A 19,175-nucleotide genomic window follows, 5' to 3' on the forward strand; every position below is an offset into this window, starting at 1 on the left:
TACTCTATAAATTAACTGAAGTTCTGAGTTATTGTTCCAGGATTGTTCTGTGTCAAACCCTGAACTGTACCTCCAGAAATTTGTACACTAAACTTCCCCTCTGCGGCTGCTTGAGGATTTAATTGCTCCATTAATTTTTGAGCTAGTTTAATAATTTCTTCATCCTTATCAGCCCCAACCTCAGTTAATTCATCTTCTAAAAGAGCTTTCGTCTTTTCGGGCTTTTGTTCGTACTTATCCAAAATAGTAGCTGAATCTGTTTTGCCTTGGCTCTCGAATTTACGCTTAATCAAAGCTTTCAATCCGTCGTAAGTATCTTGAGCTACACTGCCAGCCGTTTTTGCTGCGCCAGCTACCAATGCTGCAAGAATAAGAGAAGTCGGGTCCATAAACTCATTTCCTAAATATGTTTTGCCTATTATCTCGAATTTGCTCCATAATTAAATACATCCTAATGATGATTTTGACTTACTTATGCTTATCCTTTCATAAAGAAAGTGGTAAAAACCGGATAAATTAGTTGAAAATGTCACTTAAGAAATCAAAATATTAGTTAGTTAAAAACCTTACAAACTCATTGCTTATTACATCCAGGAATAAATGAGATTTTCGAGAAAATTATCAAGAAACAACGAGAAAATTGATCACGAATTTATCGGACAAATATACTGTAAATATTACCAGGGATTGTATTAATTTTAGATAATATATGTCCCTGAGTAATTGCTTGTATTAGGTGTAATGTTATAGCTTTAGAAAATTTCCACTAAAACAGAGGTATAGAAAATCCAGATTTAGGTAAAGATTCAAAAATTATCAGGTCAAATATGATTATCATCGGGACTACAATAAGAATTGTTGTGATGTTCTCTATTAGCTAAAGTGTCAGACCCTTTACCATTGCGCGAGCATTATCTCGCTTTAATTAACGATATTATCGAAACCACCCTCAAGGGTAAGATTAGCTCTGTAGAGCAGGTTTATCAAATGTTGCTCAAAGGTATCACTTCCGGGACTGGAGAGGTGTTTGAGTTAGTTTTGAGCGATCGCCTGAATACGATACAATCTCAGGTAGACTCGGAAACCGATGAACTGAAAAAAGCCAAAGCCACCCGCAGCTTACGCGCTGCCAAAACCATCCAAACTCAATGGCAACGGTGGCAAGAACAAAATAAAGCCACTGAAGCGATATCTCTATCTATGCGGGAAATTACCACAGCCACCGCAGATGAGCGATTAACGGCTTTGCTACGAGCTACTGATCCTAATCAGAAGTATCCCTTAAATTTGTCTCAACTTCAACAGTTAGCCAAATCTTTACAACAATTTGCCAGTGCTAATCAAGATTTTCAGCAAATTGCTGACGGGATTAATCGTGGTATCGCTTCTTGGCAAAGAATCCAAGCAAATTTACTGAATTGGATGTATGAACGCAAAAATTCATTAGGATTTGGAGGTGTACCTGGAGAAAATAGTCCTTGGGCAAGTTGGGCTAAAGTAGTTAATAGTGAAGTTCCCCAAGCATTTTTTCAGATTCTAGCCAAAGAACAATCGGCTTTGGAATTTGCTCAACAACAACAGCAAATCAGTTTGAGTAATTGGGTAGAATTAACAATAATTTTACAGCTTTTACAAAGGGGTTTAATTAATTGGTTTGACCAACAAGCTTATGATATTCAAGCAGGACCCAAATTATCTATTTCCACATTTTTAACCTTTGCCGTAATTTGGAGTCAATTAGCCAGCGGTTTTCAAAATCAAGCAGCAATATATAGCAATGGTGCATCCCAAATCATGCTGCAAATTTTGCGAACCTTTGCCCAACGTCCTTACTTTCCCCTTTACGGTGGGATTTTTGCCTCATTTTCTGGTAGTTATTTGCGGGATGCTTTAGATTATTTAGATGCCCCTTTACGTTCTGCCGAAGGTACTCAAGAAAAAGCCCGGATTTTGACATTATTGGGGTATTCCCAGCGCGGTTTAGGCAGATATGATCGCTCCCTTGATTTTCATCAACAAGCCGTAGAAATAGCCAGAAATGCCGGAGATAAAATCTGTGAAATCGCCAATCTTAACCATCTGAGTCGGACTTATGTGCAACAACGAAATTATGGTGAAGCCATTAATTATAGTCAACGGGCATTAATTTTTAGTAGACAAACCGGGGACAAAACTGGAGAAGCTAACGCTTTAGTAAATCTAGGTTATAGCGAAGTCATGCAAGCCAAGCAAACAGAAATTAGTGAACCAGAAGTTTATGAATTTGCAATTAACTATCTGGAACAAGGATTAAAACTAGCAGAAAAATTAAATGATTTACAAAGTCAAGCTTTATGTTTTAGTAGTTTAGGAATTGCTTATTTAGTTACCGCACAATATCCAACAGCAATTAACTATTTAGAAAATGCCTTTAAAGCCGCCCAAGTTTCTGGTGATTTGTATTTACAAGGCAGAAATTTAGCATATTTAGCTGAAGCTAATTATCTTATGGCTAATTATGAAAAAGCAGTTTATACTGGTAGTCTAGGAATGTATCTTTTAGATCAAATTGCTTCTGATGAATGGCGACAACCTGCTGGTTTATTGACTATTATTAGGGGACAAATTGGTACAGACAAATTCCAATTATTACTCCAACAAAATCGCCCCAAAATGATTGCCATTATTGGTGTTGATGGCTATGATTATATTCCTACATTGTTAGTGAAATATCAAGAAGAGATGTAACAGTAAACCACATCTGTAATACTCCTATTTGATTTTTTTGGCTCTAATAACTAAATATCCAGAAAAATATCAACATCAACTTGAGCTTGTTTTAAAATACTTCTCAGTGTTCCCTCCTTAATCTCTCGATGATGAGGAATAGTTGTTTTTTGATTTGTTTCTGGATTAAACCAAATTTCATGATCTCCCTTTGCTGCACGGTAAAACTCAAAACCTAGTTTTCCCAACTTCCTAATTACTTCTCGATCAGAAAACCCTGCTAATCTTCCCATCACACCTCCATAATTAGCGGATATTCAAATTGGGAAGGTAAATCTTGGAGATAAAAATTCTGATTTTTCTCTCTCTCTAAATCTAATAATACCTTAGCTACATCTTCAGCAATTTCTATAGCTTCTTGTACTGTTTTTCCTTCTGTAACTAAACCCTGTAAATCCTCACTTGTAGCCACAAAATATTCTTGCCCATCTTCAATAAATCTTTCAATTTTGAGTCTAATTAGCGTTTGCATTTACTTAACCTTTTTACTCAAAAACAGCGTTAATGATTTTTCAACAGATTAAGAATAACTACTTAAATTTATGATTGTCAGCAATAGCATATTCAAATTACACAACTCGGACAGGCAAGATGCCCGTCCCACAATGGTTTTATTTAAATATGGTCTGTAAATTAGAGATTTTTTAACTGATTACTCCATTGCTTCATTCACAGGGAATCTATCAATTAACTGCATCGCCCGTTGAGCATTTCGCCGCAACATATCTGGTAAATTAGGAACATGAGGAATCTGAGATAATAAATCCAGAGTGCGGCGTAAAATTCGCACTACGTCTCCTTCATCTAAAGTGGTTTTTTCACATAATACTTTCCACTCTACCCCTAATGCCCACTGTTCCACCAAAGAGATTAAGCTGATAAAACGAGTTTCCAAACCCACCGGTAAGGCTACCCCATGACGATACTGCACCTTTAATACAGAACGACGAATGGGTTGCAATGTTAACCAAGCTGCGTCCGCTTCTGGAGATAGATTAAAGTCAACTTTTGTATCTGGACGGGGGCTTTCAGTCACCAAAGCGGCTATTACTGCTGCTAAGTTATGGGGACCAATATTATCTAACTCTCCACTGGACAGAACTAAACCTAACCATAATTCATTTTCACCGCGAATAGCCGCAGCAATTTGTCCTAATTTTGTGGGGACTAAATTATCTAAACATTCAAAGGATTGCAAGATTTCAATTAAACAGAGAAACTCTTCCCAATATCGTTGGGATTGTAATGATACTTGCTCTTGTAAATGTTCAAGTTCTGCTTCTAGTTCCACACAACGCGCTCTATTTTTAAATATTTTGGCAATATTCCCCGATTTATAAATGGGATGGGTTTCTAACTGTTCTTGAACCGCAGTTAAGCGACTGAGTTGCTCCTGTACCTCTGTCGGTAGATGATTAAATTCTTCAGGATTGGGTATACTCTGAGCGATCGCTATCGTGCTTTCATCACCACGGATTGATTGTCCTCGTTTCAAGCTCAATTCTGAAGGTGGTATTAGCTCCGCTGGAACTTCTACCCGTGGTATTTCCGCATACATATCTAATATGTCTGCTGAAGTTGCCACATACCAACGGTTATTTTGCCCTAAGCAGACAAAGTAAGATGTTTCACCCACACTCACGGCTTTGTCAACCAACACTACTGTTATCGGTAGGGGTGACATGGCGTTTCTGTCGTTGAGACTCAACATAGTTCCAGATATGGCAAAATCTAGCATCATTGCCAGTTGTGCCTGTCTATCTTCCTGTGCTTGTTCTTGCAAGGTTTTGAAAATTTGCCGTTCTACTTTCAGCCGTTGACGCAATTTTTCATATTGCATCAATTCATTTTCATCAATAGCTGCCAATTGTGACTGAATTTGCGATAATTCGCCTTGAACTTGCGCCAGTTCTTCAAAATCTGGTTGCAAATGCAAGTTGGACATATATTGTCCAAAACTCCGTTCTATCAGTTCTCTGGCTTTTTCTATGGTGTGAGTTTGCAGCAGGTTCAATACCATGCCGTAACTGGGTGTAAACTGACTAACTAGGGGATCAGCCTTAGATGTAGCTAAATAAGACGCTTCTTTAGCTCCTTCAAAAGGAGTTTGTAATGTCACTACATAGCCTTGGAGATCCATGCCCCGACGACCAGCGCGACCTGCCATTTGCAGGAATTCCGAAGCATTGAGTAAGCGATGTCCATTATCAGTCCGCTTAGACAAAGTAGAAATTACTGTTGTCCGGGCGGGCATATTAATTCCCGCTGCTAAGGTTTCCGTAGCGAATACAACTTTAATTAATCCCTGTTGAAACAGTTCTTCGACGAATCCTTTCCAGGCTGGTAAAATCCCGGCATGATGGGCAGCTATGCCTCGATACAGTGGGGCAACTTGTCCAGCCCTACCAGCATCAGGATTTTTGCGTAAAAATTCATCAATTTGTTGCCGCAGGATTTGGGACTCATCATTATTAACTAACCATAAATCACCAACTTCTTCGACAGCCTTATCACAGCCCCGACGACTGAAAATAAAGTAAATCGCAGGGAGCATATCCCGTTCTTGCAGTTGGCTGAGGGTATAAATAATACCGGGCGGTTCTGGTCTACCAGCTTTGCCTTTTTCCCAATATCCTTTTTTAGCCTTTTTGACTAAGCGGGGATTAATTTTGGTATTGGTTTCATTTAATAACGGAAATAATCCTTTGGGATTACAAAAGTTAAATTCTAGGGGAACGGGGCGAAAATCGGAGTAAATCAGGTCTGTTGGCCCATGAACATGATTTAACCAACTGGTAAGTTGATCACTGTTGGCAACGGTAGCGGAAAGGGCTACAAGTTGGACGCTGCGGGGACAGTAGATGATGGATTCTTCCCACACTGTACCGCGTTGGCGATCGTTCATGTAGTGGCACTCATCTAGCACCACAGCCTCAACGTCGGTTAAGGAGATGCCGATTTGACCTATGGGTGTACCATAGAGCATATTGCGGAAAATTTCTGTGGTCATGACTAAAATTGGTGCATCCCTGTGAATGGAAGCGTCTCCGGTGAGGAGTCCAACTTGATCAAAGCCAAATTTTTCGCGGAAGTCTCGAAGTTTTTGATTAGATAATGCCTTTAAGGGAGTGGTGTAAAATACCCGTTTCCCGCGAGATAAGGCACGATAGATAGCATATTCCCCGATGAGGGTCTTTCCTGAGCCTGTGGGCGCACAGACGACTACTGAACGGTCAGCATTGAGGGAAGCGATCGCTTCTTTCTGGAATTGATCTAATTCAAAGGGGAATATTGACTCAATGTCAATTTCATTAGCGAAGGCAGAATAATTCACTCAATCATAATTTACAAGCAGACTATCCACTATCATAACGTGATTAGTGGTTTCCTACGTTGACATGAAAAGCGCAAGTTGTGAAGGTATGACTGAGCTTTTTTTAATTACTTTACTATTTCGGCAATTTTGCGGAGAACTCGATAGGTAATTACACTGACTACTTCCGCCAAGAAGTTTGTTGCAAAATTTGATCTATTTCTTGAGGAAAAGGACAATCATCAGGAAAAGAAAAAGATTGATAATCAGAGTTCTCTCGCAGAGTCGTTAATGCGCTGATATAACATTCTATAAATATTTCATCCCAATACGGTCTTAAGCTGGGAGAGTCTTCCAATAAGCCTTTCAATTCTCGCTGACTACGCTTAATTGTTTCTGTCCAACCACGATAGTCTTGAACGTAGTCTGAATAACAAAGTTTAAGACAATGTTCTAACATTGTGATGAGCCGATTTCGCAATTCTCGCTTTTGACTCCTTCCCAAACTTTCAATCTCCTCAATTAAGTCTTCCCAGTCAACACTATGATAATTTTGCTCTTTCAATAGATTAATTGTCTCTTCAATCCAGAGAGCGTAATCTGTTTGGGTTAGCATAGTATTTTTCCTCTTTCCCTAATTTTACACTTTTTTATCATTTTACTATTTCGGCAATTTTGCACAAAACTCGACAGGCAGATTCTAATTCGCTTTGGGTAGACAATGGGGCAAATACTCGTGATATGGCATAGTGTTTATTTTCTAGTTTGACAAATACAATATCATCGCCATTGGTTAACATTCCAAAGTTAGGTAGATTAGTGTTGGGACTAGCCATTAAGTAAGCCAGGGTTTGTGGCAATGCTGACCACACTGATAACATGGTTTTTTTTGATTCTAAAACAATTACCCATAGTTGATCTTGCAATACCAGTAAATCTATTCGACCCTGGAGAGTTTCTTCGCTATCAGCTATTGTTATTTGTACAGATTCTTCTGCTTTGATGCGAAAAGGTGGATCATATAAACCGGCAACGGTAAGTAATGGAGAAACGAGTAATAGCATTACTGTACTTTCCAATAAATGTCCACCTGAACGATGATAAAGATAACGTTTCCAGAGAATTTCTAGGTTAGTGCGGTCATTGGGATTAATTTCAGGTAATTGATCATGCCATTCTGTAAAAAAATCCTGAGATTTGCTGCGACTCAAACCAAGTCGTTTTTCTGCTTCAGCGATGGTGGTGATAGTTTCAGTAACGGCTAGTGTTTGCATGGTGGATTTATATCCCGGTAGCTGTGATTATATTGTCACTGCAACTTTACCAACTTCTGTAGATGGTTCGGGTATGGGTTGTCCATCTTCTTTCAATACTTCTAGGTATAATGCGATCGCTTCTTTAATATTTTCCTGTACTTCTGCTAAAGTATCGCCAATGCTGACACAACCAGGTAAGTCGGGAACATAAGCGCCCCAGTTTGTCTGGCCACGTTCGTAGATGACTGTGTACTCAATCATTTTTTCGTTCATAATTTTGCTTGCTTCCAAATTGATGAGAGTGTACCGACTGGAATATCATCACTTGGCTTTCCGGGTACAACTACAATACCTGATTTGCTTGGATGTTTGAGGATACGATGACTACCTCTGGTACGATCTATATACCAACCATCTGCTTCCAGAATTTTTAGAACTTCTTTAACCTTCATAATTTACAAGCAGACTATTTACTATCATACAGCGATTTCCAATCATATAAGGTACATCTTAGCCCCCTCATCGCTTGCGGGGAGGGGGTTGGGGGTGGGGTTCTTGTTCCGGGTTTGATGACAATTTGCTGTAACTTGATTAGTGATTTGCTACGTTGAGAGCAAAAACCCAGATGGGACAGTGTTAATACAGCTTACTACAGAAAAACTCTGTCTAATACCTGGATACAGACGTTATATAAAAAAATTATGTATAAAAACAGAAAAATACTATAGTAGTGCGATATAGTGTAGGTATGATGGGTATGTAATCGAAACCCAATCAATCAACATTCAAATCTTTAAGGAAAGGGAAAAACTATGACATTACAAGCTAATCGTTTGGAATCTTTGAAATCAATACGAGAAGATATTCATGGAAAACTAAAGCCTCTTCAAACTCAATTAGTAAATTTGGATATAAGTCAAAGTGAAAAAGAACAGATTATCGATGAGTTTAATACTCTCGACGCAATTCTGGAAGCACTTCAAGAGCAACATATCAGGATAGTAGTAATGGGTAAAGTAAACGCAGGTAAATCCTCTTTATCAAATGCTCTCTTAAAAGCTGATGTTTACAAAACTGATGTTATTCAAGGTACAGCCATAAAAGCTAATGGTTCAATAAAACTTGATAAGTGGGAAATCCATGATACACCCGGTATTATGCACAACTTGGCTGATGATGAAGAAGCCAAAGAAAATATTCGTCGAGCGCACGTAAAGATACTTGTAATAGATGATCAGCCCTATGAACCAGAACTTGAGTTGTTTAGATGGGCAACCAAAATTATGCCTGGACTTCCTACCGTCGTCTTTTTTAATAAGTATGATAAATTTCAAAACCAACCCCGTGCTGACAAAGAACGAATTCTTGAAGTTATAAAATCCAAGATGAAACCTTTTGTAAACAATATTGAAACTGATATTGTTTTTGGTTCTGCATCTCTTTTTGATGCTGATTCTGAATCTTACAAGAGACAGCCACCTCCAAAAGACTTGATGAACTGGTTATATAATCACGCTGATTACAGTAGCACCTTAATTAAAGTGATTGATCCAGCTAAACAGGCTTTAACTAATATTGAGAGTAATATTTTGCAAGTACGAGAGCAAGTAGCCAGAAGAATAGTGACTGAATATGCAGAAGGCAATGCAGCATCAGCACTCATTCCTTTTTCTTCTGTTACTTTTTTCCCAGCAAAATTACATGAGATGAATCTGATAATTTGTGAGATTATGGGTGTTCCAGCAGAAAAAATGCAAAATGCTGAATCTATTAGCAAGGTGTTTTGGGAGGGTGTATGGAGCGCAGCAAAAATTGAGGCATTATGGGGTGTCATAGGTATTGCATTAGCTCCTTTCACATTTGGTGTATCTTTGGCAGTTACCGTATACGGCACTATTCAAGAATGGAATGAATCTCAAAAAAGGGTGCTTGTGCTTGGTGAGGCTTTAATTCAATGGATTAAATCAGGATATCCTAATATTCGTGATGGAAAAGCCTATCTCGATCAAATCAAGAAAAAATTAGAGTCTGGCAATTTGTAGTTAAATAACGTCTTGGATTTGCCCAGATTTAAAAAGTGCGATCGCTCTCCCAGACCAATTTAATGAAATTGAGGATAGCGATTCCTACGGAGCGTTTCGCTATCGCACTATATTTTAGGGTACGTTAATGAAGCGGATTAAATAAGGCTATGATATAGGGGTAAACCTTTGATTTCTTCCCCTGCTGCTAGTTTATGGAGATATAAATATGACTGTGCAATTTAGAGAAAAAGCTTTGATGGCTTATGAAACCATGCCATCAAGTCAGAAAAATAGGGTTTCTAAAGTAATAAAGCAGCTAGATGTTGATAAATCACAGCGATTAAAGTCTGATAAACTTGAGGATACAGATACGTGGGTAGTCAAAGTAGATCCCACAGTACGGCTACTATTTAAAGAAACAGATCAGGGTTTTTTGATAATTGATATTATTGACCGCAAAAAGGAAGATTATTAGTGATCACACTTTTTCCTTATAAGTTTGATATCAATAAATGTGATCAATAGATTGAATAACTACAAAATTTCCCAACAGCTAATTTAGCAATTTCAGAAAGTGGAAGCAAGTAAATGAATACTATGGATAATTCCCCAGGTTCAGATAGATCATCAGAGATTTTAGTATCGGTGACAGAGTTACAGAATCAGCTTAATGAATTACTCAAGCAACTATCACCAGAGCGATTACAAGTCCTTGCTGATTTTGCAGCTTACTTAGCAAATGCTGAAAGCGAAGCCGCAACCCAAGAACTTTTAGCAATTCCTGGATTGCTAGAACGAGTTAAGCAAAATCAAACAACTTCTAAAACCCATTACACAAACTGGAGAACTCTTCGCTCTGATGTATGAAGTTATTCTCCATCCCGATGCCCAAAAGGTTTATATTAATGCTGATAAAGCCCTAGCAAAGAAAATTGCCCGATGTTTACAGCAGCTAGAGCAAACCCCCCAGTCGCATCCCAACATCAAAGCCCTCAAGGGAGATTATGCCGGGTACTATCGCTACCGAATCGGCGACTACAGAGTAATCTATTCAATAGAAGATGAAGTTGTGCAGGTATTTGTTGTGGCTATCGCTCATCGCAGCGAAGTATATGAACAGTAAATGTGATCTGTGATTTTACTGGTAGATGGGATCAACAACCTCACCTCTTACCCTTTCCCCAATTCCTGAGCGCGTTCTTTTGAGGCTTTGACGGCTTCAATAACAGCGGAACGAAAACCGGCTTTTTCCAAGGCGCTGACACCGGCAATGGTTGTACCACCAGGACTGGTAACTCTATCCTTGAGTTCCGCTGGGTGGATTTTTGTTTCTTGTAACAGTGTAGCTGTTCCTAATACCGTTTGTACAGCTAGTTGTTGAGCGATCGCTCTTGGTAAACCCACAGCCACACCCCCATCAGCTAAAGCTTCGATCATCAATGCCACATAAGCCGGGCCACTACCAGATAATCCTGTCACCGCATCCATGAGGCTTTCCGGGACTTCGACGACTTCCCCCACAGCGGTAAAAATCTGCTGTGCTGTTTGTTGGTGATGGGGATGAGTGTAAGCACCTAGAGAAATTGCCGTTACCCCTGCGCCTACTGTAGCGGGAGTATTAGGCATAGCCCGAATTATGGGAACTTGGGGAAAGGCTGCTTCCAATTGTTTTAAAGTTACACCCGCGAGGATAGAAATGATCAGGGGTGAATGTTCTGTGGGCAGGATATCTGCTAATTCCTGGGCTACAGCACTAAATATTTGGGGTTTGATTGCCAACATCACCGCTGTTTTTGCTGCCCCTAACACCAAGCTATTATCCATAGTTACAACCACCCCATATTGCTGCTCTAAATAGCCGCGACGTTCAGCCTGGGGTTCACTGACGATGATTTCTGAGCCTTGATAAATACCACTGATAATAAGGCGGGATAATAGAGCTTCTCCCATTACCCCACCGCCAATTAAGCCAAATTTTATATTCATTTTGATTAGTCACTAGTTAGTGGTCAATTAATTATCAGAACTAATGACTAATTTACCTTACTGTGCCATCCGAGTGGGTTCATTTCCCCAAGCGGTCGTTGCTGCTGTCGCTGCGGGACGAGCGGGACGAGCTTGGCTGATAGGCACTTCATGTATTAAACCACCTTGAGTGCTAACTTGCACGCAACTGGGAGTAAACAAGAAGATGCTTTCACCAATTCGTTCTTGATGTCCGTCTAAGGCATAAGTACCACCGGCAACAAAGTCAACTGCACGTTGAGCTTGGTCGGGGTCCATAATTGTCAAGTTTAATACTACTGATTTGCGTTCGCGCAGTGCTTGAATCGCTTGGGGCATTTCTTCAAATGTGCGAGGTTCGAGGACTAGAACTTCAGAGATTCCATTAATTGCGCCTGGCATACCAATAACGTTACTCATAGGTTTGGATACTGTTGCAGCTACTTCTTCTGTACTGGTAGGTGGATTTTCCCGCCAACGCCGATTGGCAGGAGTGGCTTCCTGTGGCGCTGGTTGAGGATTTTCTTGCTGATAGATATTCTGATAATTATTGGCTGTTTCCGCCTCTTCTTCGTAGTATTCGTATTCTACCTGCTCATTCAAACCAACAAAGTCCCTGAGTTTGGAAAATATATTACTCATGTTGTACGCTCCCGGATTAAAATTCCCCTAATTTTCCTGGCTATAAGTTACATTAAAGTTCCTTTTAGGCAGTAGTCGTAACTATAGTAGATGTTGGACGTAGCAATTGTACTACTGATTTTACTCTTTAGTACAAATTCTCAATTATCAACAGATACTTATGTTAATGCCTGCACATTAACGAATCTGTAACATTGAGTTAAAATTGTAGCCTAATGATCATTAAAAATAAAGGGGGTCTGACCACCTTTGCAATTAAGCATTACTTATGAGATTATTGTATTTTTTGACAGAATAAATTCGCAACCAATTGCCAATCATGGTGTTTAGAACCAAGGCTACAGCTATATCTACGCTCGTTCACCAAACAAAATTGTACCTAATCGTACCATTGTTGCTCCTGCTTGCACTGCCAATTGGTAATCACCAGACATACCCATTGATAATTGCTGCATTGTAATATTTGGCCAATTTTTTGATTTGATGGTTTGTGCTAATTCATACGTACTATTAAATAGTGTTAAAATTTCTCCAGCCGCCAAACCTTGCGGCGGAATTGTCATCAAACCTTGAATTTGTAAATTTTGACATTGGTTGAGTGCTGCCAAGTCAGCTAATAATTCTGGAACCATCCAACCAGATTTATTCGCGTCGGGGAGAATTTTGACTTGTAAGCATACATTCGGATTCACTCCCAGTTCTTGCGCTAGAGTATTTAAGCGTTGTGCCAGCGGCAAGTTATCAACGGAGTGAATCCATTGAAATAGTTCTAAGGCTTTTCTGGCCTTGTTCGTTTGCAGATGTCCAATTAAGTGCCAGGTAATATCCGATAGATCTTGCAATTCGGCTTGTTTACTGGCAGCTTCTTGGATGCGACTTTCGGCAAAATCACGAACTCCTGCGGTGTATGCTTCCCGCATTAATTCGGTAGATACTCTTTTTGTAACAGCAATCAACCTCACTGTAGATGGGAGTGAGGCGCGAATTTGAGTAAGGCGATCGCTAAGTGAACTATTCATTGGAATGTGCGCTGAAATACACCTTGAAGTTGCTCGTACTCTTGAGAATTACCACTGCGGCGCAAAGTCCGTAGGCGATTTTCCAGCATCATTCTGGCTTCAGTCCGGCCAATTGGCTGAAATTTCAGGGCTTTAAGCTCAGTTGTTACCAGAAAAAATAAGCGTTGGGCGTAGAGTGTGGTAAACAGATCCTGGTTCTCATCAACCATACAGATCCTATAGAGTAAACCCCAAGTTGGATGATTTATGTAAGTTTCTGAGTTTTCTGGATTCATTTCCTAGTCAGGGTGGGGAGTATATGTAGCCGGGAACGGGGAACAGGCTGAAAAGTTTGATGATAACTGGATGTTTTCATGCAACTGACAACCGCTATAGCTTGTTCTGCAATTCACTAACATTCAGAGGATAGTATATCCCTTCCGCCAAATTTTTCGTTGACAGTGCGAAACTAACAATCTTCTTGACGGTTTCTGATGCAAAACAACACCCTTTTAAGTCTGTGATGTTGCACAGGCTTCTTTCTATCCTGCCACAATTCTCACCCAACGGCGCAAAAATGGACATTTAGCCAGCCGGCATATAGTAGGAGTCAGGAGTCAGGAGTCAGGAGTCAGAATGAAGAAAGGAAGGAAGAAGAAGGAAATTTCCCCCCCCTCTGCCTCTTCCCTGTTACCGATTCTTAAGAGAAGGAAAATTTTTCCCACCTAGTTCAATTTGTCCAGTTACGCACCCAGCTTTTAACCTATTTACTAAATATTCTAAATCACTGGCAATAAAATTTGTGCCATGATCTGGTTCTACTAAGCTAATTAAATTGACATCATTGATTATTTGATCACCTAAATCAGCAATTCCTAGAAAATTGAAAACCCCTGATTCATAAGTTCCACAAGGTACAGAAGGATTATTCATCCCCACACAATATTCATTGTCTTGAAACCAATCAAAACTAGGATAGCCATGAAAGTGAACTATGGGCGCACCATTGGCAATTAATTCTGGTGTGTATAAAGCCGCAGCTAAACTAATGGCTAACATGACATAGATATCATAGGAAGGTTTGATATCTGCTTTTTTTGAATTACTTCCTAATGGTAATTGCAGATGTAATTTATCTTGTAAACCAATCCGCAGAATATCAGAATCAATGTTTAAGTCTGTTTTATTTGCCCCAGAACGAGAACTAACTAACCAAATATCAGGGATTTGCTTAAATCTATTTCCGGCGTTGATATTTAGTTTAATAAAACGTCTACCTTGTTCATTTTGGCGAAGTTCATAACTACTAAATCCGGCTACAGGTAATAAATTCTCCCATTCATCAATAGTGATTTCTGGCTTGCCGACATAATGAGGAGGTTCAGCATAAGCCACAAAACCATAGGATACTCCTGTTCTGCCATTAACGATGACATTAACAATGTCTCTATGGGATTTTCTTTTAATAACTTCATCTAATTTAAATCCGGCGGGAAATAAACCTGTAGATGCTAATTCTTGCCCTAATTTTACCAGCTTTCCGGCATAGTTTGATAGATGAGGATTATATTCTCCTAGTTCAAAGCGACTAATTAATAATGGAGTAATGGGGACAAATACTTTAGGAATAAGTGATTTTAAAGCAAAATTTTCAATTTCATGGGGAGCGAATTTAGAATCAGAAAGATTCATATTCAAAATAGAAAATTTTTCATCAGATACACCAATAACAATTTCTGAAAAGGTTTTAACTAGTGTATTGATACCAATGCGAATTTTTTCTGAATAAGGTGTGAGTGGATTAACAAATTCAGCATCTATATCAGTGAGAATTATTACCTGTGTATTTGTCGGATCTTCGACATATTTGGCAGCATGATCTTCAGCCCAACTACTTAATTTAGCAATTTCTATAACGGACATTTGCTGTTTTTCTTTCAACCATGTATAAGATAACTTATACCAAGCCTCAGCTATAAATATTCCTAATTTTCTTAACCATGAGTTTGGTCTTTCTACGTCTATTACAGCATCAATATCTGCTCTGACACTCTGCATTTTTAAAGATTTCTGCCAGTTAATAATGGGGATTTTAATGGTATGTTTTAATTCCGTTGTGGCTTCTTTCCAGGGAATTACTTTCACACCATGCTTTTGCAGATAGAAAATTAATTGTTGGCGAAATCTAACAATAACTTGATGATGATAATTATCGGGTAAAGGTCTAAAAGTAACTTTTAAGTTTTCAGCCATGAATTGAGGATTAATAATTGGTGCTTGATATCCTGTGGGTGATTCTCCAGAAAAGCCACCAATTAATTTACCAATAGTTTGTAAACTAATACCTTGAGTTAAAGGTTCATGGGCATAGTTATTCGTAACATTCATTTCCTGGATTAATGCTAAAATATCTTCTTTATATGTAGCTATTTCTATTTGTATTTCTGGAGTAATTACACCCTTGGGAGAACGAATATTTAGCTTGCTATTTTCTGACCAGAATAAGACACCTTGTTGAGTGAGTTTTGCTAAAATTTCTGCTGCGTTCATAACAAAATTTCCTGTATTTAAAAATAGGAAGTTAGAAAAGAGGACACCTGGCTGAATTAGGCTATCCTAATCTAGCGAAGTGTCCCAATAATCAAGGAGGAAAAACTGGTTTATCAGTAATTAAACAGAATTTGTAGAGGTTATATCTGGATAATTTCTGACTGAGAATTTTCTAATTCTTCAGATAATCTGAGAGAAAGTTCTTCAATGGTGGGATAATACCATAGGTGGATAAGTGATAATTTAAATCCCAAAAACTTTTCGGCTTTACTAGCGATAATTATGGTTTGTGCTGAGTCTAAACCGTAACTATCTAAAGGTTCACGAATATTTATTTCTTCTGGATTAACTCCCAGTAAAGAGGAAATTTCGGAAACTAACCAAGTTTGAATTTTAGTGGCGTTATCTTGGTTGTCGGGTAGAGAGTGAGAGAGATTGTTATTCATTTATGTACCTCCTGGTATTAAGTAATGAGATGATATCTTCATGATATAATCAATGCAATTATCAACAAGTTTTTCTATGGTTTGGCGATTAAGTGCAGGTTGAGAAAAAACAAAATTTAAAGTCATTTTTTCTTGAAAAGTAGCAGCGTGAACAATAAACATTCCTGCATATAAAGCATGAGAACCAACAAAACTGATTTCTTCTAGTTCTAATTCACCATAGCTATGGGGAATATTAACTTTACCAACGTTAGAAACTGAAACTGTAGCAGATACTTGATTCGGGAATAGCAAAGAAAAATTTATCAATTGTTTAGCGAGAAATATCATTTGAATAATTTCTCCTTGGCTAATTTTTTTATTAAGAGTATGTTTTGCTTTTCGCGCTAATTCCCAAAAAGATATATTATTAGTAATTCGATAAAATCCCATGATAGAGGCTGCTAAAACCGTCATATTTTCTTGACTAACTTCTGGTTGTAAACGTCTTCTTAAATCAAGATATGATAAACAACTAACTCGAATATTATCTTCATGGCTTTTAGTCAGTTGTTTGGAGACTGTTAACATTAATGCCGCACATAAAGCACTTTGTACTGTAGTTTTTTCTTGTCTGCATTGCTGAATAAACTGTTGTGTTGATTCTTCGCTAAGTTGTCTATGAATGATTTCACAACGCCGTTGAGAAATGGGAACATATTTTTCTACTCCTAATGTTTTTGGTTGATTCCAATATTTTTGCAGTGCGAGATTTAATAATAAAGCAATTCTCCCTAGTTTGCCTTTAAAACTATTTGTCCATGGAGGTAATAGTTTTTCAATGGGTGGAAGTGGTTCTAACGTAGTAACTGCTGGAATGGATTTACCTGCGGTAATTTTTTGACAGTAAGTTAAAATTTCTGAATGAAGTTGGATGCTTGATAAACCGTCGGTAATAGCATGATGTGTAGTTGTAATTAGATAATTAATATTCTGCTGATTTAATATTTTTACAAGTACGACTCTTAGCAGATATTTACTACTATCAATTACCTGATTCATTTCTGTATTAACGATTGCTTCCCATTCCTGACTTTCTCTAATATTAACAACTTGCAAAGGAAGTTTTCCTGTACCTTTGGACTGATAATAGTAGGAATTTCTAGAATTAATAATATGAGCATTAAGCGTAGGATGACGATATTGAATAATATCTAAAGACTGTCTGAGAACCGTTTCTTGAATATTTCCTTGAATCCGGCTAATGGTAACTAAGTTCCATGTTTTAGCTCGTTGATTCAGGATTTCCATTGTTTCTTCTAGCTGTCCTAATTTTCTATTTATAGCCATTTTTATCACCGTTGTTGGTAGTGAGGGATTTATCCCTCACTTGCATATAAATCTAATTTGATTTGTTTATGTTGTGGGCATTATTGTATTTTGATAACGAACCACAGAGGCACAGAGATCACAGAGGAAATGCTGTATAGTGCTAACTACAAATTTTGTGGATGATATTGGCTGAATTCTTCTGGCATTTGTAAGCCTTGAATTTTTAAGTTTTGAATACGATATAAATACGCTGCACCTGTCATAATTTGATCGGCTATATCAACTACTCGACGATTATTGATATCTGCTAAGTAAGAATGACGTACCCAATTATTAAAACTTCCCATTGCTGGTCCACACCAGATTTGATAATCAATTTCCCGACCTTTTTCTCCAGTATTTGACCACCGGGAAGATAGTCCTAAATACCAGCGAAATATTAATGCCATTTTTAATTTAGGATTATTAGCTGCTTTGCTTAATTTTTCTGGGTTACGTTGGGATAAATAAGTAGATGTTTCTTGCCAAATTTCGGCAATTGTTTTTCGCAGAATTTGTTTTTCTAACTTTTCTATTTCATCTGGAGGAATTTCGGCAAAGGAATTATAATTTCTGTATAATTCCCCTAGTTTTTGAGCGCGAAGGGGGAAAAGAGTTCCCCGTTTAAGAACTTGTAATTTGACTCCCATTTCAAACATATCTGCTGCGGGTGCCATCATTACATCAGTCATTTCTGCTTCAGCTAGGAGCTTTTTTGTATATTCAGAAGTCCCAGCTTCAAGGCAAGATTGATTAATAGAACCAGTGACAATATAAGCTGCACCCATCATTAAGGCTGCTAGTGCTGATTGGGGTGTGGAAATTCCCCCAGCTACCCCAATTCTTACAGGTTGTTTATAACAATATTTACGTTGAATTTCGTCTCTTAATTCTAAGATAGAAGGTAATAAACAAACCAAGGGACGATTATCTGTATGTCCTCCTGAATCTGCTTCTACGGTAATATCATCAGCCATAGGAATCTTCGCGGCAAGATTAGCTTGCAATTCGCTAATTAATCCTTGTTCAACTAATTGGGTGAGAATTTTTGTGGGTGCAGGTTGGAGGAATTTAGTGGCAACTTCTCGACGGGAAACTTTGGCAATAATTTTATTTTTGATTTCAATGTCATTAGCTGAATTTAAACTTAGTCCAGCAGCCCGATAGTAGACGATATTATCACTCAAATCTAAGAATGCAGAGGCTTCAATTATTCTGACTTGATGCTGTAAATACAAATCAATTAAACGCCGTTCAATAGCAGGTTCGCTAGGACTATGAAGCAAGTTAAAAACATAAGATTTGTTATGCAAAGCTTGTTGAATTTTGTGAATTGCTGTTTCTATCCGGGAAGGAGATAAACCTCCTGCACCAAAGGAGCTTAAAATGTTGGCTTTTCCCAAGGTAATTACCATTTCTTCAGATGCAATACCTTGAGCCATTGCCCCAGTCATATAGGCATATTTTACGCCGTAGAACTCTAGAAAAGTTGGATCACCTAATTGATGAAATCCGATAGTAGGAACAGTTAAAAGCATTTCCAATTTCTGAGTTTTACCGTTAGCACTATATGATAAACTGCCTTCATTGCTAATACCAATTTGTCCTTCTTTATTCAGAATATAACAAGGAAAATTTAAATTCATCAGTTTATTTTTAATATTTACTGCATCAAAAGACACAGTATTTAAATCGCCTTGCCATCCTTGATAATTGTTATTCATTGAAGGAGAAAATTTGAGTTGTTGTTGATATTTGTTTTCTAAATTAACCACGTTATTTAACCTCTAATCATCAATTTGAATGTTTTGGACAGGCAAGATGCC

General features: G+C 38.2%; 21 protein-coding genes. 5 read left to right on the forward strand and 16 right to left on the reverse strand.

Annotated features, from left to right (window positions below; all coding sequences use genetic code 11):
* Window positions 1-11: 11 nt before the first annotated feature.
* Window positions 12-389, reverse strand: a complete 378-nt coding sequence (locus PN450_RS18240) for a hypothetical protein (RefSeq protein ID WP_148761381.1) — start codon at window positions 387-389, stop codon at window positions 12-14.
* A 493-nt stretch (window positions 390-882) separates the two neighbouring features.
* Here PN450_RS18240 and PN450_RS18245 point away from each other — a divergent pair, with 493 nt between their 5' ends.
* Window positions 883-2,727, forward strand: coding sequence for a tetratricopeptide repeat protein (locus PN450_RS18245; protein WP_271837137.1), 1,845 nt, complete (start codon window positions 883-885; stop codon window positions 2,725-2,727).
* Window positions 2,728-2,777: 50 nt separating this feature from the next.
* On the opposite strand, the gene PN450_RS18250 is transcribed toward PN450_RS18245, so the two are convergent.
* From PN450_RS18250 to PN450_RS18280, 7 genes are all read right to left on the reverse strand, one after another.
* Complete coding sequence (locus PN450_RS18250) at window positions 2,778-2,999, reverse strand: type II toxin-antitoxin system HicA family toxin (RefSeq protein ID WP_148761377.1); 222 nt, start codon at window positions 2,997-2,999, stop codon at window positions 2,778-2,780.
* Entirely contained in the window at window positions 2,999-3,238 is a 240-nt protein-coding gene (locus PN450_RS18255) for a type II toxin-antitoxin system HicB family antitoxin (protein WP_168632268.1), read from the reverse strand. The genes PN450_RS18250 and PN450_RS18255 overlap by 1 nt, the downstream gene beginning before the upstream one ends.
* 180 nt (window positions 3,239-3,418) lie before the next feature.
* Window positions 3,419-6,100, reverse strand: a complete 2,682-nt coding sequence (locus PN450_RS18260; protein ID WP_213719398.1) for a DEAD/DEAH box helicase — start codon at window positions 6,098-6,100, stop codon at window positions 3,419-3,421.
* A 160-nt stretch (window positions 6,101-6,260) separates the two neighbouring features.
* Window positions 6,261-6,695, reverse strand: coding sequence for a DUF29 domain-containing protein (locus PN450_RS18265; protein WP_015078603.1), 435 nt, complete (start codon window positions 6,693-6,695; stop codon window positions 6,261-6,263).
* Window positions 6,696-6,732: 37 nt separating this feature from the next.
* Entirely contained in the window at window positions 6,733-7,353 is a 621-nt protein-coding gene (locus PN450_RS18270; protein WP_271837138.1) for a type I restriction endonuclease, read from the reverse strand.
* Between the two features lie 27 nt (window positions 7,354-7,380).
* Window positions 7,381-7,608, reverse strand: coding sequence for a type II toxin-antitoxin system HicB family antitoxin (locus PN450_RS18275; RefSeq protein WP_015078601.1), 228 nt, complete (start codon window positions 7,606-7,608; stop codon window positions 7,381-7,383).
* A complete protein-coding gene (locus tag PN450_RS18280) occupies window positions 7,605-7,787 on the reverse strand; it encodes a type II toxin-antitoxin system HicA family toxin (protein ID WP_015078600.1) in 183 nt (60 codons plus the stop codon). The genes PN450_RS18275 and PN450_RS18280 overlap by 4 nt, the downstream gene beginning before the upstream one ends.
* A 360-nt stretch (window positions 7,788-8,147) precedes the next feature.
* Between PN450_RS18280 and PN450_RS18285 the strand changes: the two genes are divergently transcribed.
* From PN450_RS18285 to PN450_RS18300, 4 genes are all read left to right on the forward strand, one after another.
* Window positions 8,148-9,377, forward strand: coding sequence for a GTPase domain-containing protein (locus PN450_RS18285; protein ID WP_015078599.1), 1,230 nt, complete (start codon window positions 8,148-8,150; stop codon window positions 9,375-9,377).
* Between the two features lie 208 nt (window positions 9,378-9,585).
* Window positions 9,586-9,834, forward strand: a complete 249-nt coding sequence (locus PN450_RS18290; protein ID WP_271837139.1) for a hypothetical protein — start codon at window positions 9,586-9,588, stop codon at window positions 9,832-9,834.
* 122 nt (window positions 9,835-9,956) lie between these two features.
* The gene (locus tag PN450_RS18295) at window positions 9,957-10,226 is read left to right on the forward strand and encodes a hypothetical protein (RefSeq protein WP_271837140.1); all 270 of its coding nucleotides are present in this window, start codon (window positions 9,957-9,959) and stop codon (window positions 10,224-10,226) included.
* Window positions 10,219-10,482 carry a type II toxin-antitoxin system RelE family toxin gene (locus tag PN450_RS18300; RefSeq protein WP_168636614.1) on the forward strand — a complete coding sequence of 88 codons (264 nt, stop codon included), beginning with the start codon at window positions 10,219-10,221 and terminating at the stop codon, window positions 10,480-10,482. The genes PN450_RS18295 and PN450_RS18300 overlap by 8 nt, the downstream gene beginning before the upstream one ends.
* A gap of 47 nt (window positions 10,483-10,529) precedes the next feature.
* On the opposite strand, the gene proC is transcribed toward PN450_RS18300, so the two are convergent.
* The 8 genes from proC to PN450_RS18340 all read right to left on the reverse strand — a co-directional run bounded on the left by proC (window position 10,530) and on the right by PN450_RS18340 (window position 19,073).
* Window positions 10,530-11,345, reverse strand: coding sequence for a pyrroline-5-carboxylate reductase (proC, locus tag PN450_RS18305; RefSeq protein ID WP_271837141.1), 816 nt, complete (start codon window positions 11,343-11,345; stop codon window positions 10,530-10,532).
* A gap of 57 nt (window positions 11,346-11,402) precedes the next feature.
* A complete protein-coding gene (locus PN450_RS18310; RefSeq protein WP_271837142.1) occupies window positions 11,403-12,005 on the reverse strand; it encodes a cell division protein SepF in 603 nt (200 codons plus the stop codon).
* A 350-nt stretch (window positions 12,006-12,355) separates the two neighbouring features.
* The gene (locus PN450_RS18315) at window positions 12,356-13,024 is read right to left on the reverse strand and encodes a YggS family pyridoxal phosphate-dependent enzyme (RefSeq protein WP_148761351.1); all 669 of its coding nucleotides are present in this window, start codon (window positions 13,022-13,024) and stop codon (window positions 12,356-12,358) included.
* Window positions 13,021-13,299, reverse strand: coding sequence for a transcriptional coactivator PipX (gene pipX, locus PN450_RS18320; protein ID WP_015078590.1), 279 nt, complete (start codon window positions 13,297-13,299; stop codon window positions 13,021-13,023). Before pipX ends, PN450_RS18315 begins: the two co-directional genes overlap by 4 nt.
* Before the next feature lie 394 nt (window positions 13,300-13,693).
* The gene (locus PN450_RS18325; RefSeq protein WP_271837143.1) at window positions 13,694-15,553 is read right to left on the reverse strand and encodes a TubC N-terminal docking domain-related protein; all 1,860 of its coding nucleotides are present in this window, start codon (window positions 15,551-15,553) and stop codon (window positions 13,694-13,696) included.
* A gap of 140 nt (window positions 15,554-15,693) precedes the next feature.
* A complete protein-coding gene (locus tag PN450_RS18330; protein WP_213713051.1) occupies window positions 15,694-15,999 on the reverse strand; it encodes an acyl carrier protein in 306 nt (101 codons plus the stop codon).
* Window positions 16,000-17,328, reverse strand: coding sequence for a phthiocerol/phthiodiolone dimycocerosyl transferase family protein (locus PN450_RS18335; protein WP_271837145.1), 1,329 nt, complete (start codon window positions 17,326-17,328; stop codon window positions 16,000-16,002).
* 146 nt (window positions 17,329-17,474) lie between these two features.
* Window positions 17,475-19,073 carry a PfaD family polyunsaturated fatty acid/polyketide biosynthesis protein gene (locus PN450_RS18340; RefSeq protein WP_271837149.1) on the reverse strand — a complete coding sequence of 533 codons (1,599 nt, stop codon included), beginning with the start codon at window positions 19,071-19,073 and terminating at the stop codon, window positions 17,475-17,477.
* Between the last annotated feature and the right edge of the window lie 102 nt (window positions 19,074-19,175).

Source organism: Dolichospermum lemmermannii CS-548, from assembly GCF_028330815.1.
GTDB lineage: Bacteria > Cyanobacteriota > Cyanobacteriia > Cyanobacteriales > Nostocaceae > Dolichospermum > Dolichospermum lemmermannii.